The 25,021-nt window shown below is 34.8% G+C and carries 19 protein-coding genes; 13 read left to right on the forward strand and 6 right to left on the reverse strand.

The window, feature by feature from the left end:
* Nucleotides 1-7: 7 nt before the first annotated feature.
* Both OPR30_RS02875 and OPR30_RS02880 read left to right on the forward strand, forming a co-directional pair.
* A complete protein-coding gene (locus OPR30_RS02875) occupies nucleotides 8-2,026 on the forward strand; it encodes a type IV secretory system conjugative DNA transfer family protein (protein WP_265031071.1) in 2,019 nt (672 codons plus the stop codon).
* Nucleotides 2,027-2,126: 100 nt separating this feature from the next.
* Entirely contained in the window at nucleotides 2,127-2,939 is an 813-nt protein-coding gene (locus OPR30_RS02880) for a P44/Msp2 family outer membrane protein (protein WP_265031072.1), read from the forward strand.
* 185 nt (nucleotides 2,940-3,124) lie between these two features.
* On the opposite strand, the gene topA is transcribed toward OPR30_RS02880, so the two are convergent.
* On the reverse strand, nucleotides 3,125-5,575 hold the full coding sequence (topA, locus tag OPR30_RS02885) for a type I DNA topoisomerase (protein WP_265031073.1): 2,451 nt from the start codon (nucleotides 5,573-5,575) through the stop codon (nucleotides 3,125-3,127).
* 650 nt (nucleotides 5,576-6,225) lie between these two features.
* On the opposite strand from topA, the gene OPR30_RS02890 reads away from it, so the two are divergent.
* Together OPR30_RS02890 and radA are read left to right on the forward strand one after the other, a co-directional pair.
* Nucleotides 6,226-7,497, forward strand: coding sequence for an MFS transporter (locus tag OPR30_RS02890; protein WP_265031074.1), 1,272 nt, complete (start codon nucleotides 6,226-6,228; stop codon nucleotides 7,495-7,497).
* Nucleotides 7,498-7,563: 66 nt separating this feature from the next.
* Entirely contained in the window at nucleotides 7,564-8,907 is a 1,344-nt protein-coding gene (gene radA / locus OPR30_RS02895) for a DNA repair protein RadA (protein WP_265031075.1), read from the forward strand.
* 107 nt (nucleotides 8,908-9,014) lie between these two features.
* Here the strand turns inward: radA and OPR30_RS02900 are convergent, their stop codons facing one another.
* Nucleotides 9,015-9,269 (reverse strand): hypothetical protein, encoded by a 255-nt coding sequence (locus OPR30_RS02900; RefSeq protein WP_265031076.1) that lies wholly within the window; start codon nucleotides 9,267-9,269, stop codon nucleotides 9,015-9,017.
* Nucleotides 9,270-9,862: 593 nt separating this feature from the next.
* The gene (ftsY, locus tag OPR30_RS02905) at nucleotides 9,863-10,774 is read right to left on the reverse strand and encodes a signal recognition particle-docking protein FtsY (RefSeq protein ID WP_265031077.1); all 912 of its coding nucleotides are present in this window, start codon (nucleotides 10,772-10,774) and stop codon (nucleotides 9,863-9,865) included.
* Nucleotides 10,775-10,951: 177 nt separating this feature from the next.
* On the opposite strand from ftsY, the gene iscU reads away from it, so the two are divergent.
* Genes iscU through OPR30_RS02925 form a run of 4 tightly spaced genes read left to right on the forward strand, consistent with a single transcriptional unit; the run spans nucleotide 10,952 to nucleotide 14,042 of the window.
* Nucleotides 10,952-11,335 carry a Fe-S cluster assembly scaffold IscU gene (iscU, locus tag OPR30_RS02910; RefSeq protein WP_006012607.1) on the forward strand — a complete coding sequence of 128 codons (384 nt, stop codon included), beginning with the start codon at nucleotides 10,952-10,954 and terminating at the stop codon, nucleotides 11,333-11,335.
* Between the two features lie 5 nt (nucleotides 11,336-11,340).
* A complete protein-coding gene (locus tag OPR30_RS02915; protein ID WP_006012614.1) occupies nucleotides 11,341-11,727 on the forward strand; it encodes a HesB/IscA family protein in 387 nt (128 codons plus the stop codon).
* Complete coding sequence (locus OPR30_RS02920; protein ID WP_214242103.1) at nucleotides 11,720-12,178, forward strand: iron-sulfur cluster co-chaperone HscB C-terminal domain-containing protein; 459 nt, start codon at nucleotides 11,720-11,722, stop codon at nucleotides 12,176-12,178. Before OPR30_RS02915 ends, OPR30_RS02920 begins: the two co-directional genes overlap by 8 nt.
* Nucleotides 12,156-14,042 (forward strand): Hsp70 family protein, encoded by a 1,887-nt coding sequence (locus OPR30_RS02925; protein WP_265031078.1) that lies wholly within the window; start codon nucleotides 12,156-12,158, stop codon nucleotides 14,040-14,042. The genes OPR30_RS02920 and OPR30_RS02925 overlap by 23 nt, the downstream gene beginning before the upstream one ends.
* A gap of 3 nt (nucleotides 14,043-14,045) precedes the next feature.
* Here OPR30_RS02925 and lepB read toward each other — a convergent pair whose 3' ends face one another.
* Nucleotides 14,046-14,831: a signal peptidase I gene (gene lepB / locus OPR30_RS02930; RefSeq protein ID WP_265031079.1), complete on the reverse strand. Its 786-nt coding sequence runs from the start codon at nucleotides 14,829-14,831 to the stop codon at nucleotides 14,046-14,048.
* 199 nt (nucleotides 14,832-15,030) lie between these two features.
* On the opposite strand from lepB, the gene OPR30_RS02935 reads away from it, so the two are divergent.
* Nucleotides 15,031-15,387 (forward strand): TrbC/VirB2 family protein, encoded by a 357-nt coding sequence (locus OPR30_RS02935; protein WP_007302624.1) that lies wholly within the window; start codon nucleotides 15,031-15,033, stop codon nucleotides 15,385-15,387.
* Between the two features lie 2 nt (nucleotides 15,388-15,389).
* Here OPR30_RS02935 and OPR30_RS02940 read toward each other — a convergent pair whose 3' ends face one another.
* On the reverse strand, nucleotides 15,390-16,388 hold the full coding sequence (locus OPR30_RS02940) for a pyruvate dehydrogenase complex E1 component subunit beta (protein ID WP_264375491.1): 999 nt from the start codon (nucleotides 16,386-16,388) through the stop codon (nucleotides 15,390-15,392).
* Nucleotides 16,389-16,448: 60 nt separating this feature from the next.
* Nucleotides 16,449-17,750 carry an ankyrin repeat domain-containing protein gene (locus tag OPR30_RS02945; RefSeq protein ID WP_265031080.1) on the reverse strand — a complete coding sequence of 434 codons (1,302 nt, stop codon included), beginning with the start codon at nucleotides 17,748-17,750 and terminating at the stop codon, nucleotides 16,449-16,451.
* A gap of 325 nt (nucleotides 17,751-18,075) precedes the next feature.
* Here OPR30_RS02945 and uvrA point away from each other — a divergent pair, with 325 nt between their 5' ends.
* The 4 genes from uvrA (at nucleotide 18,076) to OPR30_RS02970 (ending at nucleotide 24,937) form a co-directional block, all read left to right on the forward strand.
* A complete protein-coding gene (uvrA, locus tag OPR30_RS02950; protein ID WP_010405033.1) occupies nucleotides 18,076-20,889 on the forward strand; it encodes an excinuclease ABC subunit UvrA in 2,814 nt (937 codons plus the stop codon).
* A 51-nt stretch (nucleotides 20,890-20,940) separates the two neighbouring features.
* Complete coding sequence (locus OPR30_RS02955; RefSeq protein ID WP_264682192.1) at nucleotides 20,941-21,645, forward strand: ComF family protein; 705 nt, start codon at nucleotides 20,941-20,943, stop codon at nucleotides 21,643-21,645.
* Between the two features lie 494 nt (nucleotides 21,646-22,139).
* The gene (locus OPR30_RS02965) at nucleotides 22,140-23,297 is read left to right on the forward strand and encodes an ankyrin repeat domain-containing protein (RefSeq protein WP_265031081.1); all 1,158 of its coding nucleotides are present in this window, start codon (nucleotides 22,140-22,142) and stop codon (nucleotides 23,295-23,297) included.
* 305 nt (nucleotides 23,298-23,602) lie between these two features.
* The gene (locus tag OPR30_RS02970) at nucleotides 23,603-24,937 is read left to right on the forward strand and encodes an AAA family ATPase (RefSeq protein WP_265031082.1); all 1,335 of its coding nucleotides are present in this window, start codon (nucleotides 23,603-23,605) and stop codon (nucleotides 24,935-24,937) included.
* Nucleotides 24,938-25,021 lie beyond the last annotated feature (84 nt).

The raw sequence follows: 25,021 nt of genomic DNA on the forward strand, positions 1-25,021 counted from the left end.
GTAGTTTATGAGTAATGGAAATCACCTACGCAATATTCTCATAGGAGGTGTAGTATCTTTTAGCATACTTGAATTTTGCTTCTATTTGTCTGGTATATTATTCTACCTGTTTGTTGACGGTCCAGATGGTGTAGATTTTAGAGCAATTAATCCTAGCTTGACACCTTTTCCTCAAGCTCTCTGGCCGACAATTTTTGATCATATACAATATTGTTGGCATCATCCAGAGCTATATAGCTTTGAGCTCAAAATTAAATTAGTTGTATCTTCTCTACTGCCTCAAATTGTTTTGATGATTATTTTGTGGAATGTGAGAGAAAGACTAATTGAGTGGCGGCCATTTAAAAAGAAAGAATCACTTCATGGAGATTCACAGTGGGCATCAGAGAAAGACATACGAAAAGCGGGATTAAGAAGCAAAAAAGGTCTATTGCTTGGTAAAGATAAGAGAGGATATTTTATTGCTGATGGGTTTCAGCATGCGTTGCTCTTTGCACCTACAGGCTCTGGTAAAGGTGTTGGTTTTGTAATTCCTAATTTGTTATTTTGGAATGATTCGGTAATTGTGCATGATATAAAATTAGAAAACTATGAAATAACAAGTGGTTGGCGAGAGCGACAAGGACAAAAAGTATATGTATGGAACCCAGCGCAGCCAGATGGGGTAAGCCATTGTTATAATCCACTGGAATGGATTAGTGAAAAACCTGGACAGATGGTTGACGATGTGCAAAAAATAGCTAACCTAATCATGCCTGAACAAGATTTTTGGCAAAACGAAGCAAGAAGCTTATTTGTTGGGGTGGTACTATATTTACTTGCTGCACCAGAGAAAGTTAAATCTTTTGGTGAGGTTGTGCGTACGATGCGTAGCGATGACGTAGTTTACAATCTTGCTGTAGTTTTGGACACAATGGGTAAAATAATACATCCGGTAGCGTATATGAACATAGCAGCTTTTTTGCAAAAGGCTGACAAAGAAAGATCAGGTGTTGTGTCAACTATGAACTCGTCTCTTGAATTGTGGGCAAACCCATTGATCGATACTGCAACTGCATCAAGTGATTTTAATATTTTGGATTTTAAAAGGAAGAAAACTACAGTTTATGTTGGTTTAACTCCTGATAACTTAACTAGGCTCAGGCCTTTAATGCAGGTTTTTTACCAACAGGCAACTGAGTTTTTATGTAGAAAATTGCCATCGGATGACGAGCCTTACGGCGTATTATTTTTAATGGATGAGTTTCCAACACTTGGAAAAATGGAGCAATTTCAAACGGGCATCGCATACTTTCGTGGCTATCGAGTAAGGTTATTTTTAATTGTTCAAGATACTGAACAGCTTAAAGGAATATATGAAGAAGCAGGAATGAACTCCTTTTTATCAAACTCAACCTATAGAATAACTTTTGCAGCCAATAATATTGAAACGGCTAATTTGATATCTCAGCTTATAGGAAACAAAACTGTACAACAAGAATCATTAAACAAACCTAAATTTTTAGACTTGAATCCTGCATCAAGATCATTGCATATCTCTGAAATACAGAGAGCATTGCTCTTACCTCAAGAAATTATTATGCTGCCACGTGATGATCAAATAATTTTGATAGAATCGACTTATCCAATTAAGTCAAAGAAAATTTTGTACTATAGTGATAGCACATTCACAAGAAGGCTGATTAAACCAACACGTGTGCCTACACAAGAGCCATATGATCCAAACAAGGTCTTTTCTGCTGCTAACAAAGATAAGATTAGTAATGAAGAAGAGAGTAATGCTATTGAAGATGCTGATTATCCTGTTGAAGCTAAAACTGAAGATGCAGTATACGATGAGCCAGAGATTGAAGATGGATTTGAAGACGAGGATATTGATGATAAATTTGAAGGTGGTGATGGTTTTGATGATGAGGAAGACGATGATGGGTTTGATGATGAAGACAGTAAGGATGAATTTGACGATGATGATGAATTTGAAGATGAGGACAAACTAGACGGCAATAAAATCGAGGATAGAGGTTAATTTTACCTATTTTTTAGCTTAGAAAATAATTAGTTTTTTCATATTAAATCATTTTTAATTAATTAGTACTAGATTAGCTATTTTAACTAGAGGAATAGTCATGATGAGTAAAAAAACATTAGCAGTTACAGCACTTGCTTTATTGTTGTCACAACAATCTTTTGCAAGTGAAACGGAAGGATTTTACTTTGGTACTAGATATTACGGTCAATATTTGAACTTTGGTAAGTTGAAAGCAAAAATTGGAAGTAAAGATGCTACAGATGCCAATAAGGTATCTGTAAATGACAGGGGTGCTCAGAGTACAGAAGGTCAGCTACTAAACAAGTATGAAGGAGATTATAATCCACCTTTTGCTGCAAATGTAGCACTTGGTTATACAGGGGAATTAGGTAATAATAGCTATAGAGCTGAATTAGAAGGAATGTATTCTTCAGTGAAAGTGGATAATATTCGTTTAACAAGCGGCCAGATGACAATATCGTACACAGAAGGCGGCAATCAATATGGATCAATTATTCACCATGACAAAATTGAGAACATATCTGTAATGGCAAATGTTTATCATCATTGGAAAAGTGATAGTTTTTCTTTTTCTCCTTACGTTGGTATTGGAGTTGGTGCAACAAGAATGACAATGTTTGAAAAATCGTCAATAAGACCTGCAGGTCAATTAAAGGCTGGCTTTGATTATCATATAAATGAAGATGTAAATATGCATATCGGATATAGAGGTTTTGGTGTTATTGGTAGCAGTGAATACAAACCGGAAACTTTAAAGTTGGATGCTAAAACAAACAAAATGGCTCAACAAACAGGTGATAATAAAATGACTACTACCATACAGAATGGCTTTTTTCACACACACGGTATAGAAGCTGGTCTTACTTTTCATTTTGCAAGCAAAGCTTAACTCTGATAGAGACTATTTTCCTGGTAGCACGTCTGCGTCACACGACTGTAGCTGCTAACCAGGTGACAACTTTCTCGTTATCTGAATATTTTCTTTCTTGTAATTCAGGCTCTTTTTTTCTCAGTTCCAGCGTGTAGCGCTGGAACAACAATAAAGAACATATAAAGAGTAGTTATGCAAGGAGTCTATTTTTTATTCTTAATTAACTCTAAGGCTTTCTTCAGATCTATACTTTCAATATCTGCATTCTTGCCCAAAGCAACGTTTGTTTTACCGCATTTTATATAGAATCCGTACCTACCGTTGCAGATAAAAACTTCTTTTCCCTTTTCATTAAAACCAAGAGATTTTAGCTCTTTGCGTGGGCTGCTCTCAATAATTTGTATAGCTTCGTTTAATTGTGTGTCTAATACCTCCTTAGAGCTTTTTTTAAGAGAAAAGTATCGACCATCATAGAGAATATAGTACCCAAATCGTCCAAGACCTATTTTTACTTCTTTTCCAGTTTCAGGGTGCTCTCCGATTATTTTCGGCAGGGAAAGTAATCGAGTGGCGGTATTTAGATCAATATCATTAACATTTATATCTTTTGGTACAGAAATCTTTTTTTTCTTTTCTGACTCACTATTAAACTCCAGATAAAGTCCAAAAGGACCTTTTTTGATCATTACCTCTTGGCCTGTCACATCATCTATACCCAAACTTTTTGGATATTCTGAATTGTCATTACTGCCCGTAATTTCTTTTGTATGATTGCATGCAGGATAGTTAGAACATCCAAGAAACACACCGGCTTTTCCAAAATTTAATTTCAATATACCACCAGAGCAATTAGGACATTTTTTACCTATTTCTTCCTTTCCTTCCTCTGAGCAAAACCAATTGACTACCAAATCATGAATACCACTAAAAATCTCATCATGTGTCATTTGCTTAACAGAATTTACATGATTAAAAAATGGCACCCAAAAATAGCCTAGTTCTTTTTTCCAATCTGCATGTCCATTTGAGATTGAATCAAGCCTTTCTTCCATTTGTGCTGTAAAGTCATACTCTACACAACGCTGAAAAAAAGTTTCCAAAAATATAGTCACGATCTTACCGCGGCTGCTTGGAATAAATCTTTTGTTATCCAATGAAACATATTCACGATCTTGTAATACCGAAATAATTGTTGCATAAGTTGATGGGCGACCTATACCGACTTCTTCCATTTTTTTTACTATACTCGCTTCACCATAACGAGGTGGCGGTTGAGTAAAGTGCTGTTTCGGATCAACAGAAATCAACTTGCACGCTTCCTCTTCCTTCATGGCAGGTAGCAGGCCTTCATTTTCGGCTTCCATGTTATCTTGATAGACTTTATAAAAACCATCAAAGAATATACTTGATCCACTTGCTCGCAGAATCACTTTCTGGTCAATAGAACTAATTCCAACTACCACTTGATCAAGAATCGCCGATTCCATTTGACTTGCGATGGTTCTTTTCCAGATTAAATCGTACAATTTAAATTGCTCTGGCGTTAAGTAATCCTTAATACTACCCGGCGTTCTATTAATATCAGTTGGCCGGATTGCTTCATGTGCTTCTTGAGCATTTTTGACCTTTTTTACATATTTACGAGGAGACTGCGGTAAATATTTATCACCATATAATGACTTAATTGATCCCCTGATTGAGTTTATAGCCTCATCTGCAATATGAAACCCATCTGTACGCATGTAAGTTATCAACCCTACGGTTTCACCACCAATATTGATACCTTCATATAAATTTTGCGCTACTCGCATAACATTTTTCACATTAAAATACAGTTTATTCACTGCATCTTGCTGAAGACTTGAGGTGATAAATGGAGGAAGCGGGTTTCTCTTAACTTGCTTGCGTTCTACTGTGCTTACAGCATATTGCCTTGACTCGATCTCCCTGACTAAGTTCTTTGCCTCTTCTTCATTCTTAATATCAAATTTTTCTAGCTTTTTATTGTCATAGTGGCTTAGCATAGCAAAAAAAGCCTCATCTTTGCTATTTTGCATTTCTGCCTTTATGCTCCAATACTCCTGTGTTATAAACTTACTGATTTCATTTTCTCGTTCGCATATAAGCTTTAATGCAACAGACTGCACTCGCCCTGCAGATTTGCTTCCCGACAATTTTGTCCACAGCAGCGGTGACAAGCTAAATCCAACTAGATAATCCAAAGCTCTGCGTGCTTGCTGTGCACGCACTAAGTCCATATTAATTTCACGTGGATTTTTTATAGCTTCTTGCACTGCTCTTTTTGTTATTTCGTTAAAGACTACTCTATGAATGTTGCTTTCATCATTGATTGCTTTTCTTTCCTTTAGTGCCTCTATCACATTCCAAGCTATTGCTTCTCCTTCTCTGTCTGGATCTGTTGCAAGGTATATATCTGATGTTTTACTAGCTTCCTTGACTAACTCTTTTACATACTTTTCTGCTTTTTCAATAATCTCATACTTCATGGTAAAGTCATTATCAGGATCAACAGAACCATTTTTCGCTGGCAGATCTCTGACGTGGCCAAAGGATGCAGCCACTTTGAATTCTTTACTCAAATATTTACCTATCGTCTTTGCCTTTGCCGGCGACTCAACTATCAATAATGCCATAATTATTAGTACTTAAAGGTAATATGTTGAAATATATAGAATAAAAAGTAAAAAAATATTTTAATGGTCTTCTCAGTTTTTTAAGTGAATTGTTTTAATGTTAGCAAAAAACCTAATGAAAGAGCCTACTTTACAAATTTTCCCAACTCTCTTACCATAAGGATAACGCTATACTATTTATCTTCGTCTGTGGAGATTAAACGACAAAAGCATAACGCAGTTGTCGTCTTATTTTTAATTTTTTGCACTATGTGCATCTTATTTCTTTACAAAACTTCCAGTTTTTTAACCATATAAGCTGAAACGGGCTGTTTAAGACAGGCCAATTTTCAGGAGTCACAACTAGCTAATAGGGGGGTTCTTTTGTCTTTTTTCTACTTGGTAAATTTCTTGATGTTTGTAGCTAAAGTAATTTAAGAGAGGTGTCATCCCAGTGTCGGAGCACTGGGATGACAAGAAAAGGAGTACTGGAATGACACATTCCACCATGTCATTCCAGCGGATGACCAGATTTTTTTATTTGATCCCAGACTGGCTGGTTATGCAAGTTCCAATTTTAATAATATTTACATATAAGCCATACGCTTGAGTTGCAAAGTTCTAAAAAGCAGCCAAAATAAAAATAAGTAGACATTTACAAATTAAACTAAGTGTACAATCAACAAACAAGAGTATTGATTGCAACAATACTCTGTAGAATCGCAATATGGTATGACCATATGCTCTTTATTGATCTGGTTAATATAATTAGTAGAGAATTTTGTTATGCAAAAGATATCTACTACAGCATATTGCAATTGTTTGGAATTGCAGGACTGGGTGCAATGGTAAGACCACTTGGTGCATTCGTATTTGGTCACATTGGTGATAGGTATGGAAGGAGAATGGCGTTAACGATTGCTATCTTGCTAATATCGATTCCTTCTAGTCTCGTTGCGTTTATTCCAAGTTATAGTAAAATAGGAATAACCTCTACTATGTTGCTTCTTACAATCCATCTGATACAAGGGGTTGCACTTGGCGCTGAGCAAGGAGGTAGCTCTGTTTATCTCATAGAGCATTTACCTAATAAGAAAAAACTAGGAATGTTTTTTGGAATAATAAGTTTTGGTCGCTCCATTGGCATATTGCTCTCTGTGGTTGCAGTGATCATCTGTAAAAAAACCACTGATTTTAACGCTTGGGGTTGGAGGCTGCCGTTTATTTTTTCAGCCATTTTAGGATTAATAAGCGCATATAGTATATATACACTAGGAGAAACTCCAGTGTATGAAAAAAATCGAGAACAAAGAAATTTACCTAATTTACCAATAATAGAGCTTACAAAACGCTATAAGAGAGCCCTGATACTTGCCATTTTAATATCTGTACCTGTTAATGTTGCTGTTGGATTTACCATATTTCTTAGAACAATTGCAAAAGAAATAGTGTCTGTTGAAACTTATGTAACAACGTATGTCAACGAAGTTGTACTCATTATAACCAGTATATTAATGCCGATATCTTCAATAGTGCTTGGAATTTTAGCTGATAAAACAGGAAGAGAACGCACTGCAATCTTATTTATAGTGATAACAATGGTAATATGTTGTCCTATGTTATCTATTGCATATTACTATAAAAGCTACCTAATAATTATGTTGAGTGTGATGGCTCTTTCTATAATCGAGAGGGGTATTAATCCTATAGGGATAGTTACTGCTGAGCTTTTTCCTACTAATGTTAGATTTAGTGGTGTGAGTTTATCACGTAACATTTCTTATGCCCTGCATGGTGGATTTACTCCTATGATATGCACTGGGTTTACTATAATGTTTCCTAAAATAGACTTTGCTGCTGGGCTTTATGTAATTTTTTGCTTATTAGTCAGCTTAGTAGCAATATTGCAAATAAAACCACAAGATAAAAAGTGTGATTGGTAATTTTCTCTATTTAAATTTATTTCACTTATTTAGCTAATTTTTATTACAATTATAATTTTGGCTTTTATGAAAACTGCATACGTATGTCAATTCTGCGGTCATAGCACTGGAAGGTGGGTAGGAAGGTGTATTGCATGTGACAGTTGGGATACGGTTGTCGAAGAAATAGTACTAAAAACAGAAACGAGAAGTACATCTGCACCAATTTCAATAAAGGCGTTATCAGATAGTGAAATTATTACCCCCGATCGTTTTTTAACAGGAATAGAAGAGTTAGATAGAGTTTTTGGTGGAGGTATCGTTCAAGGTGCTAGCATTTTAATTGGTGGTGAACCTGGAATTGGAAAATCTACTCTTTTGCTTAGGATTGCAGCTAATGTTGTACAACTTTCCTCTTTTGAATGTCTTTATGTATCTGGCGAGGAATCTTTAGAACAAGTGAGCCTCAGAGCAAAGCGTCTTAAGATAAATGAACCTAAAATTAAGCTTTTATCTACAGTGTCTTTAACTGATGTAGTAGCAACAATAAAGGAAAACAAAAGTATTAAATTCTTAGTAATTGACTCTATACAAACAATGTATGATAGCAGAATTACATCGGCACCAGGAACTGTAACTCAGGTTCGTACTTGCGCACATGAATTGACTGTTCTTGCAAAGCAATATGGTGTTTCTCTCTTAATAGTTGGTCATATAACGAAAGATGGACAAATAGCGGGACCTAAAACCCTGGAGCATATGGTAGATACAGTACTATATTTTGAGGGTGAAAATAGTAATCAATATCGCATTTTACGTACTATTAAAAATAGATTTGGCCCTGCAAATGAAATTGGTGTTTTTGAGATGTCTAAAGCAGGACTCATGCCTGTTGATAATCCATCATCATTATTCTTGACCGTACATGATAGAGAAGTAGTTGGCAGCGCCGTATTTGCAGGAGTTGAAGGCTCAAGACCAATCTTAATGGAAGTGCAAGCATTAATAGCAAGGACTAATATGGCAACTCCAAGAAGAGCAGTAGTTGGTTGGGATATTAATAGATTAGCTATGATAATCGCGGTTCTAAGTGCTCGTTGTAAAATGTTTTTGCATGATAAAGAAGTATACCTAAACATTGCGGGAGGACTCAAAATACAGGAACCATCAGCTGATCTTGCTGTTGCTGCTTCTCTTATTTCAAGTTTAGTAAATTTACCGCTACCAACTTCTTCAATAATCTGCGGTGAGGTTGCACTTTCAGGAGAAATTAGAAATGTTTCGCATGCTGATCTCAGGCTAAGGGAAGCACAAAAATTAGGGTTTAAAAAAGCGATTATGCCTAAAAATGGCAATTATTCTTCTCATGATATTGAGATAATTAAGCTTGGTCATATAAAAGAGTTAAAAGAGATCTTCAATCACAATTAAATATTATCTGCATGAACATTTTGCTTGTGAGAAGGATGTCATCCCAGCTTCCATAATGTCATCTGAGTAGGTGACACTGGCTTCTTTTTTTACTGTTTTTACTGTAATTAAAAATTCATTGGATCTTGATTATATATTTCCTCTGCTATAAGCAATAATTTTTCGCTCTCATCATAGAGACTTTTTGCGCTAGCTGCTAATTTCTCACTAACTTGTGAATGAGGTTTAAAAACTTCAGAACTGTGCCTCTGAATGCATTCGTCGACGCATCGATAGTATTGATCTGTATAGCCGTCTCTGTAGTTATAACATTGTATGTAACATTGAGTCTTTGCATATTCTGTTGGTGCTTTTTGTTTCATAATATACTCCTTAATTAAAAGCTAATACTTATATTAGCATACAAGTATAAATATTGTATTTATATTATTATAATTACTTTTCAAGTATATATGGCAAGTTGAAGTGGTTTTTGGTTGCCCACAAAACATATTAGATCCTTATTTCATATTCTTTAAAATATTTTTTTTCTTATACTTTCTTTATAAAAACCATGGGCGCCCATTGATTTTTATTGGCTAAAGTAAAGATCAAGTATCTGGAATTCTGGACATAAAATCCTCCTGTATAAAAAAGAGTTAGAAAAAAAATGCAGTGCACATACGACAGATATACACTGAAGAATACATTTTTTAATAAGTTTGATTAAAAAGTCTGCAGACTAAAGATAGATTTTGAGCTCTTAAAATATCTCTATTTGTAATTATAATGAGATTGAAAATATGCGGAAGTAATTTTTATACGTTAACGGCTCACCCAACCCACTTGCAATCTGGATCCCAGACTGGGATGACAAGAAAAGGCTACTCGGATAGGAAGTACTGTAATGAGACCATCTAAAAACGGCTTCTCATGATAATTAAGCTTGGTCACATAAAAGAATTGAAAAAAATCTTCAATCAGATTTAAACAGCGCTTCAGCAAACTCTTTGCCAGTAAACTCCCTTAGGTCTTCTATACTTTCACCAATTCCTATAGCGTGTAATTTCACCTTATAAGCTTCTGCAAGCCCAATCACTACTCCACCTTTGGCAGTACCATCTAGCTTTGTTACAATTAACCCGGTAACACCAACCATTTTACTAAAGGCCTCTAATTGGCTATAAGCATTTTGGCCAGTAGTTGCATCAAGAACTAAAATAACATCATGAGGAGCAGTATCATCCAATTTCTTTATCGTTCTATGTATTTTTGACAGCTCTTGCATGAGATTTACATTGTTTTGTAGCCTTCCCGCTGTATCAATCAAAACAACATCAACGCTATCTTTTATCGCTTGATTTACAGCTCTATATGCCACACTTGCAGAATCGCTACCGTGCTCTCCAGTAACAATAGAGCAATCAGAACGTTCTGCCCAAATATTTAATTGCTCACTCGCAGCAGCTCTGAATGTGTCGCACGCAACAAGCATAACGGATTTTCCTTTTTCCTTATATTTATAGGCAAGTTTACCTATAGTTGTAGTTTTTCCATTACCATTCACTCCGCACACCATTATTATGTGTGGTTTTTTATTCAAAATGAGCGGCTGCACAACAGGGTTTAATATTGCTTCTATTTCGCTCATTAACTGCTGTGTGATAATGTTATGTTCAACTTCTGATTCAAATTTGATACTTGCGAGCTTATCAATAAGCAATCTAGAAGTTTTATGACCTATGTCCATGCTGATCAGCAGCTCTTCCAGATCATCTAAAAGCGACTGATCTAATTTTTTTTTGCCAGAAAAAATATTTTTTACTCCATCACTAAAACGGGAGGAGGTTTTTAATAGTCCTTGATAAAGATTACTGAATAAACTCAAGAAATACTCCTTCTAAAATTACCATATAAAGAATGACATGCACTATATGTATTTGTAAAGTAAATACACTAGTAACCTATATATTTTGTGAGTAAAATGTACCGCTTGCTAGTGTATTTTACTTTAGTTTTTAACCTAAATATGTTATAATGTAAGTAATGGTTTACGGGTAGTTCTATGAGTTATAATGAGAAAATTTTAGATCATTACGAAAATCCAAGGAATGTTGGTTCTCTGGATAAAAATGATCCAAATGTTGGTACTGGTTTAGTTGGTGCACCATCATGCGGAGATGTAATGAAACTGCAAATAAAGGTCAACGATAAAGGTGTTATTGAAGACGCAAAATTTAAAACTTTTGGTTGTGGTTCTGCTATAGCTTCAAGTTCTTTGCTTACAGAAATGATCAAAGGAAAAACTATTGAGGATGTAACAAAGATAAAGAATACTCAAATAGTGGAAGAATTGTCTTTGCCGCCAGTAAAGATACACTGTTCAGTACTTGCTGAGGATGCTATAAAAGCTGCTATTCATGATTATCAAAATAAACAAAAACATTGAGGAATATGAGTGAATTTCAAGGAGTAAATTCTGTTAAAAAACCTATCACTCTAACTGCAAATGCAGTAGAGAGGGTAAGGTTTTTATTGGACAAAAAGAAGCATGCTAACCTTGAAGAAGCAATAGGAATAAGAGTTCTAATTAAGCAAAAAGGATGCTCTGGTTTAAAATATGATATTGAATATGCATATGATGTTCGTCCTTTGGAGTCGGTAATTGAAGAAAGCTGCAGTGATGATCAAAAAGTCAAGGTGCTGATCGATCCAAAATCTATCATGTTTATCCTTGGCTCTGAAATGGATTATGTAGAGGAAAAATTCTCATCAGGTTTTATTTTCAAAAATCCTAATGAGAAAGGAAAATGTGGTTGTGGAGAGAGTTTTCATGTCTAGCAACCATTTCACATTATTTGGAATTGAACCGGCTTTTAACATCAGCTTTGATGAGCTGGAGAAAAAATATATTGAGCTAAGCAAAACTGATATAAATGAAAGAGAGTCCAAAAATATGGAAAATATCAACAAAGCTTATCAGGTACTGAAGTCACCGCTAAAGCGTGCCGAACATTTGTTGGATCTTTTTGACGTACAAAGCAAAAAAGAGCATCTTGATCCTGAAATATTAAATGAATCAATGGAAATAAGAGAATACTTTCTAGACTGCGATGATTTACAATTTGCAAGTAGGATGATTGATGAAAAGGTAAAAGATTGTACTAAAAACCTAATTAATGCTTTTGCTACAAAAAATTTTGATGAAGCTGCTACGCAAGTTTTTAGATTGAGATATTTATATAAGTCATTTGAGGAGATGAAGGAAAATGCGGCCAGTTCAAATTTCTGAACCAAGTTCAAATGAGGTAGTTTTTGGTATAGATCTTGGAACTACTAACTCTTTAATTGCCATGGTAAATAAAGCTGGCAATGTAGAAATATTTAAAGATGAGCAAGGTCGTGAACTATTACCTTCTGTCATTTCATATGAAAAGGATGTACTAAAAGTAGGCTACGATGTTGGCGAAAACGCTATCTGCTCTATAAAACGCTTAATGGGTAAAAGTGTTAAAGACTTGCATAAAGAAGGTATCAATTGTGAAATAGATAACGAAAGTGAAAAAGTTATTAGGGTAAAATGCTCAGAAGAAAAGTATCTCACTCCTATTGAGATCTCTGCTGAGATACTCAAAACTCTATGCAAGAGGGTAAAAAAATTCACAGGGATGACAGTTAACAAAGCAGTGATTACTGTACCAGCTTATTTTGATGATTCAGCACGTAACGCAACCAAATATGCAGCAAAATTAGCTGGCATAGATGTTCTTCGCCTCATTAATGAACCAACCGCTGCAGCACTTTCTTACTCCATTGGAAAGAACAATAACAGTGGCATATATGCAGTTTATGACCTCGGTGGTGGAACATTTGACATTTCAATATTAAAATTACATCAAGGAGTGTTTCAAGTTCTTGCAGTTGGTGGTGATACTAAACTTGGTGGTGATGATTTTGATCATCTACTTAGTTTAATCGTGCTTGAAAAGTATAGAGAACAGGTAGGTTTAAATAAAAAATGCTCTAGTGTCATCCCAGTCTGGGATCCAGAAAGTTTGATTGCAAGTGAACACACCAGAAAGTTATATAATAAGAACTGGATTCCAGTGTCAAGCACTGCACCATCTGATACAACTACCTACAAATTACAACATTCATACACTAAAACTGGTATCTGCAATATACGTGCTATAAAAGAGTACCTAAGTGAAGATACCTCTGGCACTTTTGAATTCAGCATCAATGGTGAATTATTTAAGTGCAAAATTACCAAAGAAGAATTCGAGCAAGCAATCAGTCCTTTGGTTAATAAGACTATAAATATAGTTACTCGTACTATAAGCAACATAGATCTTAAAATCGATGATATAAAAGGGGTAATTTTAGTTGGTGGTGCAACTAGAGTGCCATTAGTGCAAAATTCACTAATCAAACTCTTTGGCAATAAAGTGCTGAATGATGTGGATCCGGACAAAGCAGTTGCCAATGGGGCAGCTTTGCAGGCTCATTATTTAACTTCAAACTCAAAAGATAGGAATATTCTCCTTGATGTGCTGCCTTTATCACTTGGCATAGAAACTATGGGGGGAATAGTTGAAAAAATTATACCAAGAAATACACCACTACCAGTTTCAGAAATAAAAGAGTTTACAACTTACGCTAACGGGCAAACAGCAATGAAAATTCACGTTTGTCAAGGAGAACGTGAAATGATAAAAGATAATAAATCTCTAGCACGATTTGAACTCAAAGGTATACCACAATTGCCTGCAGGTTCTGCAAAAGTTGAAATAGGATTTACAGTTAGCATTGATGGAATATTGACTGTCACTGCAAGAGAAAAAACTACTGGAGTCGAACAGACAGTTGAAATAAATTCAAGCTCTGGCTTAAGTGAAGAAGATATTCAAGATATGGTCAATCAGTCAGTAAGTAACTTTGATGAAGACATGAAGGCTCGTTCCCTTGCAGAGGCTAAAATTAACGGTAACAAGCTCATACATCTAGTTGAAAATGTTTCCACTGAGCAAAAGTTAAAAATTTTACTACAGAACGCAAAAGACGCTTTACAGGAAAATGACTTAGACAACATTAATAATGCTATCTCTGAGTTAGAAAACTCTGCTTTAGAATTATGCGAATCAGCAGACAGATAGAGTTCATACAACTTTGTGAAGTACCCTGTCAAATCTCAGAGCAATAGGTAACCTAAAATCAAACGGCAACCAATCAACTTTGCATAATTTAAACGATAAACCAACCATGCTTACGCGCCCAACTATATTTTCAGTTGGTATTAACCCAATTTCAGAAAACCTGCTATCAAAAGAATTATTTCTATTGTCTCCCATAACAAAAAATTGATCATCAGGCACATAATAAACTGGAGTATTGTATGATAACTTATTAGAAAGATTATCTATTAGAATTTCATGCTCCTTGCCGCTCGGGAGTGTTTCGATGTATCTTGCTATATTACGCTTTGACTCATAATCAAAAAAATTTTCAATTTGTCTTCGCTTTACTTTCTGATCATTTAAATATAACTCCCCCTCTATCATTTGCACTTTATCGCCCGGTATTCCTATTACCCGCTTAACAAATCTAATGCTGTCATTTCTTGTAGGCTTGAAAACTATTATATCACCACGCTCCGGAGGGGTATAAAAGATTCTACCGCTAAAGATGTTTGGAGAAAATGGAAAAGAGTGTTTACTATAACCATATGAATATTTACTAGTAAAAATATAATCTCCCTCAAGTAGAGTGCTTTTCATTGAACCAGAAGGAATATGAAATGGCTCAAATAAAAAACTACGTATTGATAGCGCAATTAGTAGCAAAAAAAACAGTGAAGATAAAAACTTTCTCGTTCTTGCTATCCGGTTCTCTCTCAATTCTTTCAATTTTATTTTCTTTATAAATTTAAGCTTATCATAACACATAAAAGTGGTAATGTGAAATTTTACTCATGGGTGTTATTGCTCTTTTTCGAAAGTCGAAATAAGCTCTCAAGTAATTGACAGTGATTGATAACCAATAGACATCATTTGCTATGCAATATTGTATAAATCACAATGCTAGTTTTACTGAAAATTATACTATTTTAGATATAGTTATAATATTTAAACTTAAGGTATAGGGATGAACCCTACAATTAGAAAGGTTTTTTGTATTCTACTTATAGTATTATTTATTTCTTTTTCTCATGTTGGAAGTGCTGCTAACTCTAATGACGATACAACTGCTCAAGTAATATGTAATATTATTGGCTACGTTTGGGGAATAGGTGGACCGCTTATGACCGTAGTGATAATAGGAGCAGCTTTACTTGCAATATTTGGTAGAATGCCGTGGCCTGCTCTTTTCGCCCTCGGTGTATTTTGCGCTGTGTTTTTTGGCGCTAAAACTATTGTCATAAAAGTAATGGGTGGTATAAACTCTACAAATGCCTCTTTTATGGAAGAATGTGGAACGGGAGATAAAAAAAAGAGTCAATAGGACTATTTCTTTCTAAAGCAGACTTGGTGCACAGCTTCAACTATATCTTCCACTTGTGGTAATGCTTTCTTTTCTAGGTTTGCAGCATAAGGTAAGGGGACATCCTTACCGGTTACCCGTACAACCGGAGCGTCAAGGTAGTCAAATCCTTGTTCCATAACCATGGCTGAGAGTTCTGCTCCTATTCCTGCAAATGGCCAACCCTCTTCTATGCTTACTAATCTATTGGTCTTCTTAATAGAGTTAATAACTGTTTCAGTGTCAAGTGGTCTTAAGGTTCTGAGGTCGATAACTTCAGCTTCTATTCCTTCACTAGAGAGTAAATCTGCTGCATTTAACGCATCCATTAGTTTCAATGAAAAAGCAGTGATAGTTACATCCTTTCCTTCCCGTATAACAGCAGCTTTACCTATCTCAAGTAGATAATCTTTATTTGATAGCTCAGAGTCAGGAACTTCATGCTCATGTCCATAAGCGATCTCGTTTTCTAGAAATATTACCGGATTAGGGTCACGAATTGCAGCTTTAAGCAGACCTCTGCAATCGGAGGCAAAGTAAGGTGCTATTACTTTCAACCCTGGAACATGCGAATACCAAGATGCAAAGCACTGAGAATGTTGTGCAGCAACTCTTGCTGCAGCTCCATTTGGTCCACGAAATACTATAGGGCATCCAAGTTGTCCACCCGACATATAATTTGTTTTTGCTGCGGAATTTACGATTTGGTCGATAGCCTGCATAGAAAAATTAAAAGTCATAAACTCCACTATTGGCCTAAGTCCAGCAAATGCTGCTCCAACAGCAAGACCAGCAAATCCATGTTCAGTAATGGGTGTATCAACTACCCTATTTTCTCCAAACTCTTTCAGTAATCCTTTCGTTACTTTATAAGCACCATCATACTCTGCAACTTCTTCACCCATGATAAATATATCAGGGTCATTTTGCATTTCTTCTCTGATCGCTGTGCATAAAGCTTCTCTTACACTTAAGATTGCCATTTGTAAACCTGTAGATTTCAACTGAAATAACTATATCAAAATTACCAGGAAGCGCACAAGTTAAGTTTTACAAGCATCATGTTGCATTGAGCATTGAATACTTACTTCTTTTAATTCAGTAGGTTGCGGTGATAGTGCGTATGTAACTCCACCGACTATCAATGAAGACATCACAGAAGTTGCAATCATCAATAGAATTGGTAATTGGAAGGCTACACTAAAGGCAACACCTACTGTCAACATGATTGAAAAGTTTACAGAAGCAATTTTTAAGAAAGACAGTTGTCTTTTTTCTGTTTTTTCTAGTAATACTTTATTTGCTTTGGTTTTGCTTAATTCACTATTAAGTGTTGTATTTTTACTTTTTAGATCTTGTATTTGTTGTTTTAGTGATTGATTCTCTTCACTTAGTTTATCAAGTACTTCTAACCTATTCTCATGTTCAACAATGCAATTCTTTACCCGTTTTAATTCCTCATCTGCCTCTTGTAATTTCTGGATTTGGCTATCTCGCAACTGAATTTGAGATGGCAAACTTTCTAAAGTTTGATTATCAACTGCCTCGTCGTGATTTATTTCGGAGCAGGAAGAGGTATTAAATGTAGTTTCAAGTTCTAGACCGCTGTCGTCACTACTAACACTTTCGTCAATAGGAGTCTGTTTACCACTACATGTAGCACTTTTTCTTTGCGGTGACTCAAATTTTTCTACCATATTCTTAACACCAGCATGTAAGTATTGCTCACTTACTACACTGTCACTACTTTCGCACGTAACAGGAGCCTGTTCACCACTACGTATGGTATTGTATTGTTTCACAGAATTTATAACATCTGCTGATACATCAGTTTTTTTCTCATGCTTTGTATAAAAATTTTGTTCTGCTTTCTTTAACATTTTTACTATAGCTTCTTTATTTTCTATATTACCAACCACCTCCCTTGGAGTCTTATTTTTGCTTTTTAATGAAGGATTGACTCGATTGTCATTTAGTAACCGTTTTACCATGTCTTTATGTCCACAAGAAGCAGCAATATGCAAAGCAGTTAGCCCATCATTTTTAGAACCATCTTTTACTCGAGCGCTAACACTTGCTTTCTTTTTCATTAGAAATTCCGCTATCAAAAGATTGTTGCATGCTGCAGCAATATGTAACAACGTCCAATCTTCTGCAGCTTCTTCTGAAAATTTTATACTAAATTGATGTTCTTTACTAAAATTTTTACTAAACTTGTTGTACTCTCCTGCATCTTTTCCTTTTAACTCATTCTTTATTCTTTCAAGTAAATTATCTTCATCCAAACCTCCACTTTTACTTACCTCATTTATTATTTCAAAAAACTTCTCCTTCTCTATTGCCACAACCTTTCCCTCTCAATTTATTTTTATTACTGCATAATCTCACAAAAAAGTTAAATTTATCAAAATTCTATATTTTATATAAAATAAAATTTCCTGTTTCCAAAAATTGGTAAGCATGTTTTTGATGAGATTGTAGAAAACATACTTTTATGACACCATTTGTTGTACGAACTAACTTGGCGAAAACAGATGTTCATATAGTTGTGTGGCAAAATGTTTTGCACTAGTTATGCTACTTCGTTTTCCATAACAGTTGAAAAAATTAGTAGCAAGTTGTTGTGAGTTTATGTATTTTGAGGCTGTAATGGTCAAAGGTACATGAAGTATGATCAGAGTTAAAGGTGCAAGAGAGCATAATTTGCAGGGTATTGATGTCAATATACCAAAAAATAAGTTAGTTGTTATAACTGGACTAAGTGGTTCTGGTAAGTCTAGCCTTGCATTCGATACGATTTATGCAGAAGGCCAACGCCGATACGTCGAAAGTCTATCGGCTTATGCACGTCAATTTCTTAATATTCAAGATAAACCAGATGTTGAGTCAATCACAGGCCTCTCTCCTGCAATATCAATTAATCAAAAGTCGATCTCAAAAAATCCAAGATCAACTGTTGGAACCGTTACTGAAATTTACGATTATGTACGTTTGATATATGCACGAGTGGGAATACCTTATTCGCCTGTAACTGGGTTGCCAATAACGAAACAGGCTGTATCTCAAATTGTAGATACTATTATAGCATTACCTTTAGAAACTAAAATATATATACTTGCTCCTATTGTGCGTGGCAGAAAAGGAGAGCACTTCAAAGAGATATTGGAAATTAAAAAGCAGGGTTACGTGAGACTAAAAATAGATGGTGAAACATACAATATAGATGACTTGCCTAAACTCGACAAAAACAAGAAACATGATATTTTTGTTATTGCAGATAGAATCTCCATGTCAGATGATATAGGAAATCGACTACCAGGCAGCATAGAATCAGCATTGAGGCTGGGCCATGGCTTAATGTATGCAGAAATAGTGAACTTACCTGATAACCACAATTCCGAGTATAAAAATGGTCAAACTTTAACTTTCTCAGAGAATTTTGCATGTCCTGAGTCTGGCTTTACTCTTGAAGAAATAGAGCCAAGATTGTTTTCTTTTAACAGCCCCTACGGTGCATGCAGTTCATGCAGTGGGCTCGGTAAAAAACTAAGTGTTGATGCAAAGCTAATAGTGCCAGACGAAACGCTCTCGATATCTGAAGGTGCTTTAAAGCCAATTGGATCAATGTTCCGTCAAGTGCATACAAACTATGGATTGCTAAAAAATGCAATTCTATCACTGGCTGAAAATTGCAAATTTAGCCTTGATGTTCCGTGGAAGAATATAGACCAAAAAGTGAAGGATTTAATACTTTTTGGCTCTAGAGAAATGAAATTTCAAGGTTTGGTCAGTATCCTAGAACGCCAGATGGATTACGATGCATCACTTATTGATAGGTATTGTTCTGTTACTGACTGCAAAGAATGTGCTGGCTATAGATTGAGAAAAGAAGCACTTACAGTGAAAATTGACGAAAAACATATAGGTGAAATATCAAGGCTCAGCATCGATGAATCCCTTAAGTGGTTTGGAAATTTATCAGACAAACTTACAGAACAACAAAGGCAAATTTCAAATAAAATATTAAACGAAATAATCAAAAGGCTGACATTTTTAAAGAATGTAGGGCTAAATTACCTTACACTTGACCGTGAATCTAGCACTCTCTCTGGTGGTGAAAGCCAGAGGATCAGGCTTGCTTCGCAAATTGGCTCTGGTTTAACAGGAGTGCTATACGTGCTTGATGAGCCCTCAATTGGCCTTCATCAATGTGATAATGATCGATTAATTACCACACTTAAAAATCTGAGAGACATGGGTAATACTGTGATTGTTGTTGAACATGATGAAGACACAATAATGGCTGCTGATTATGTGATTGATATTGGTCCTGGAGCTGGCGTGAATGGAGGAAAAATCGTTGCAGAAGGAACACCAGATCAGGTACAAAAAAATTCAGAAAGCATAACAGGACAGTATTTAAGTGGAAAGAAGGAAATTTCAATTTCAAAAAGAAGAAAGCAAACAACTCAGTTCATAAAGGTAGTTAATGCTTGTGAGAACAACTTAAAAAATATAAATGTTGAATTTCCTATAGGGAATTTTATTTGTGTTACTGGAATATCAGGAGGAGGGAAATCAAGTTTAGTGATAGAAACATTATATAAATACTCAGCACACAAGATAAATCATTCATCTGCAAGGCATGGTCAATGCGACAAAATAGAAGGCCTTGAGTATATAGATAAAATTATAGAAGTTGATCAATCGCCAATTGGTAGGACCCCAGCATCAAATCCAGCAACATATGTTGGTATGTTTACTCACATCAGAAATTGGTTTGCAGGTCTCCCAGAGTCGAAGGCACGAGGTTACAATATAGGCCGATTTTCATTTAATACCAAGGGAGGAAGATGTGAAGCTTGTAAAGGTGATGGGCATTTAAAGATCGAGATGCATTTCCTACCGGACGTTTATGTGAAATGTGAGCAATGTAGAGGACAGAGGTATAACCGAGAAACATTGGAAGTTACTTACAAGGGAAAATCAATTTCTGATGTGCTTGATATGACAATAGATCAAGCATGTGACTTTTTTGAAAATCTTCCAATGATAAAGGAAAAGTTGATTTCTTTACAGGAAGTAGGGCTTGGCTATATAACGCTTGGACAGTCGTCAACAACGTTGTCCGGGGGTGAAGCACAACGAATAAAGCTGTCTAAGGAACTATCAAAGCGATTTACCGGGAAAACATTGTATATTCTCGATGAGCCAACAACTGGGTTACATTTTGAAGATGTAAATAATTTACTGAAAATACTCCATAGGCTAGTTGATTTAGGAAATACTGTTATAGTTATTGAGCACAATTTACATGTTATAAAAACTGCTGATTACATAATAGATATTGGTCCAGAGGGTGGAGTAAAAGGTGGCGAAGTGGTTGCTGTAGGAACTCCAGAAAAAGTTGCACAGACTCCAAAAAGCGTTACAGGCAAGTATCTTAAAACATATTTATTGGATCAAGTATCGACTATTTCTTAATAATTAGGTTATGAGGAGCATTTTAAAAGGTATACCTAACATATTTAATTCATGAATCTTCTCTTATTAAAAAAAGCTACAGATCTCATATTTCCAAACGTATGCGTAAGTTGTGAACGTATAATTGATAAAAGTTATGATTTATGTAGTGAATGCAATAAAAAAATCAATTTCTTAACTAAGCATTATTGCAATGTTTGTGGTGTAGTAATTCCAGATAGTTTTTATACATGCGGCAAATGCATCAGTAATCCTCCGCCATTTAAAGTATTAAGATCAGTTTTTGCCTACGATGAACATAGCAAAAATATGATTATAAATTTTAAATTTTTTGATAACTTAAACTACATGAAAGTCTACGCAAAGTGGATGTACAAAGCTAACAAAGACATGTTTCAAAATGCAGAGGTCATAATTCCCATACCGCTACATAAAATACGCTTATTTAAACGTAAATATAATCAAGCAGCATTGCTCGCGAAGGAATTAAGTAAGTTATCTCATTTATCTTATACACCATTTGCAATAAAACGTATTCGTCACACCAAACCTCAAGCTGGTCTTTCACTTAAACAGCGTGAAAAAAATTTGAAAAATACTTTTAAAGTAAGTAACAGCGAAATTATCAAAAACAAAATCGTGATATTGGTTGATGATGTAGTAACAACTGGCGCAACCGCAAGGTCTTGCTCTCAGGAAATTTTAAACTCTGGTGCAAGAGAAGTGAGAGTGCTATCGCTTGCAAGAACTATATGAAAATCAGCTTTAAGGTATAATTTTCATTTTTGAAAACTGTTTAGTGTCTTAGTAATAACTTCTATATCATTCCTCTTAAAAAAAAGTCTAGTTATAGTGTATACTGAGTCTATAATTATAGCTCTTTTTCTAATAGTTCGAATAGCTGAATATTCTTTCTGGCTCAATTTTTTATAACAAACCAATGGTTTGATTAAAATCAGGAGAATATGGAGGCAGATATATAACTTCAGCACCGACATTTTTTTATCTCTGGATTATATTAGAAATCGATATTGTACAGTCAACATAAATTTTTTACTTCCGTGTTTTTTCTGTTGTTGTTTATAATGGCTATAGTTACATCACATATTTCTTCCAATTAAATGTATCAGTTATTTATTGTAAATTACTGACTTTTTCAATGGTTTCTTTTTCTAAATAATTCCTAAAAATGTGTTTACTTTTGTTTGTAATTGTGTAGTAACTGCATCGTAAAGTTATAGGAGGTAAAGATGAATTTTGAAAATCTAAAAAAAATATTAAGTGCAATTGATAAAGATGCAAGTGTAAATAAAGATAATGTAGTTAATAAAATAAAAGAGGTATTACAAAGGGAAGATGCAACAGCGTATCAAGAGTGGAAAAATAAAAATTTTAGTATAAATCATACATTCATCCAAAGTGATCCTGATGCCGAATTTACATTATTAATTGCAGCTGCAGCAGCTGGCTGTAAGGATTTAGTGAATGTTTTATTAGATAGGCATGCGGATGTTCATGTAGAAGGTGAAAATAGAGAGACTGCTTTGCATCATGCCGTTTATAGTCGATGTGTAGTTGTAGTAAATGCTCTACTAAAAAAAGGTGCTGATGTTAATGTAAAAGACAGAAGTGGTAGTACTCCTTTGCATTATGCTACTATATATAAATTCATAGATGTAGTAAATGTTCTACTAAAAACAGGTGCTGATGTTAATGTAAAAGACAGAAGTGGTAGTACTCCTTTGCATTATGCTACTTTAAGTAACCATGTAGAGGTAGTAGATGCTCTGTTAGCTGAAGGCGCAAGTGTTCATGTAAAAGATAGAAATGGTAGTACTCCTTTGCATTATGCTACTTTAAGTAACCATGTAGAGGTAGTAGATGCTCTGTTAGCTGAAGGCGCAAGTGTTCATGTAAAAGATAGAAATGGTAGTACTCCTTTGCATTATGCTGCTAAAAATGGCTATGTGCAGATAGTAAATGCTTTGCTAAGTAGAGGTGCAGATGTTTATAAGAAAGATAATTTTCAGAAAACCCCTTTATATTATGCCATTATAAATCGCCAAGAAGGTACGGTAGAGGATATAAGAAGGTTTTTGAAAAGTAAGGTAGTAGGAGATAGTGTTGTTGTTGGTGGCTTAGTTGCCATGTTAGGGAATTTTGTAGGAATGACGCTTTTTATAACCGAGACAATGGAAATTACATTAACATCTGTTACGGCAGCAATAGCTGTATCTGTATCAACATCATTAACATCTGGTTATGCTAAATATCTAATATCAAAATTCGATAACGAAATAAAAGAAATAAAAGAGCGACAAAACGTAATGGAAGGGAGGCAAAGCTTAACAGAAGGGTGGCAAAGTGTAGAACTACAAAGCATATGTATACATAATGCTCTTTCGTAAATTTTTACTTCCGCACTTCTTTAGTGTTGCTTATAATAACTATAGATTTAGATCTTAATTAGAGGCTTTAATTACCTACTTTAAGTTATTGAATTTCTTATCATAGCATCTATCATTCCAGTACCCTGGAATGATAGAAAAAGAACACTGAATTAAAAATACAACATACCATCTTATATCTTAATACTTCATAATACCTCAATTATAGATTGATTAAGGATGCCTTAAGTTAGTCTTGCTTTACTATGAAAAGCTTGTACTCTTTAAATGTATTATTTATAAATTAACTGTTTATAAGCTAAAATATGTCTAATAGAGCTAATATAACTTTTTTTATAGCTGGTGCTATTGCTTCTCTTACACTGCTTACATCTGGAGTTTTTGCTGTAGCTCCTTACGTTGCATTTTTATCTTCAGTTGCAGCTTTAAATATAGCTCCCCCTGTTATTTTTATTTTATTTGCGCTTTCTGCAGTAGTAATTGTGTTTTCATATAAAATGATTAAACAAAATAAAAAATCTCAAGAAAACTCGAAAGCTGAAGTCGAAGAGCCGAATAAAGGGTTAAGGAAAGAAGAAAATAAGCTAACTCCAATTAAAGAAGAATTAGAAGATGGAAAGGATAAAGAAAATAAATACGGGTTTCGTGGTCTAGAAGAAAAAGTTCATAGAATTTCAGAGAATTTTGTAACGAAAGATGAAGTGAATGGGTTAAAAAAAGAGGTTAGTGATCTTTCTGCAAGGTTAATTAATAGTCCTGCAACAAAAGATGAAGTAGAAGTAAAGTTGAATATAGCATTTTATGCAAAAGGTGAAGAAAGAGGATGGAATACAACATTTAGTGATATTATATTACCAAGTGACATAAAAGAAAATTTGAGAGAGATTTGTAAATCAAAAAGCGGAGGATATCTCTTAAATGGTAAAGGAGGGACTGGTAAGAGTAGTATTTGTGAAGCGATTGCGAATGAAATTAAATCTCAATTTGCTGTTATACGTATTTCTGCATCTTCCTTATGTAATATATCGAATATAGATCAAGTTTTTGAGAGGGCAAGAAAAAACACTCCTTGTATAATTATTATGGAAGAGATTGACGGCATTGGTCTAGATCGCAAGGGTGGTAAAAACAAGAATGTAGAATCTTTAACTCATTTACTCGATAAATTGAATAAAACCTTTCTTGAAGAAAATATAGTAATTGCCACAACTAATTGTGCGAATGATTTAGATGAAGCACTAGTTAGGTATGAGCGCTTGAGAAAAATTGAGATTCCTGGGCTAGAGAAAGAAAGTACACGTAGGGGGATACTAAAAGAACATCTAAAAGAATTAAGCCAGAGAGATATTGGAACTATTGTAAATAATACTAATGGTTTTTCAGTAGCAAATCTGATTGGTTTAGCCACGTATATACGAGAGATAAAAAGTAAAGGCAAAAGTACTCCTTTTTTCACTTTATGTGAAAGATTTAAGAAGGAACATAACATTGAAGATAAGAAGAATGAGAAACATAGTAACGGAAAAACTAAAAACAAGGATACAAGGCTATCATCTGGAAGCTTATCTAGAAGTTCATCAGTAAGCTCTTCATTGAGTGATGTATCTTCTCGAGGAAGTAAGTGGCAAATCGATGAATAAAGAGAATTACTACACAGTCTGGGATGACGCCATGCAAGTCGAATCATGTCATTCCAGTGCTTGACAATAGTTTTTATCCAGAAG

It is taken from the genome of Wolbachia endosymbiont (group B) of Athalia cordata (genome assembly GCF_947251845.1).
Taxonomy (GTDB): domain Bacteria; phylum Pseudomonadota; class Alphaproteobacteria; order Rickettsiales; family Anaplasmataceae; genus Wolbachia.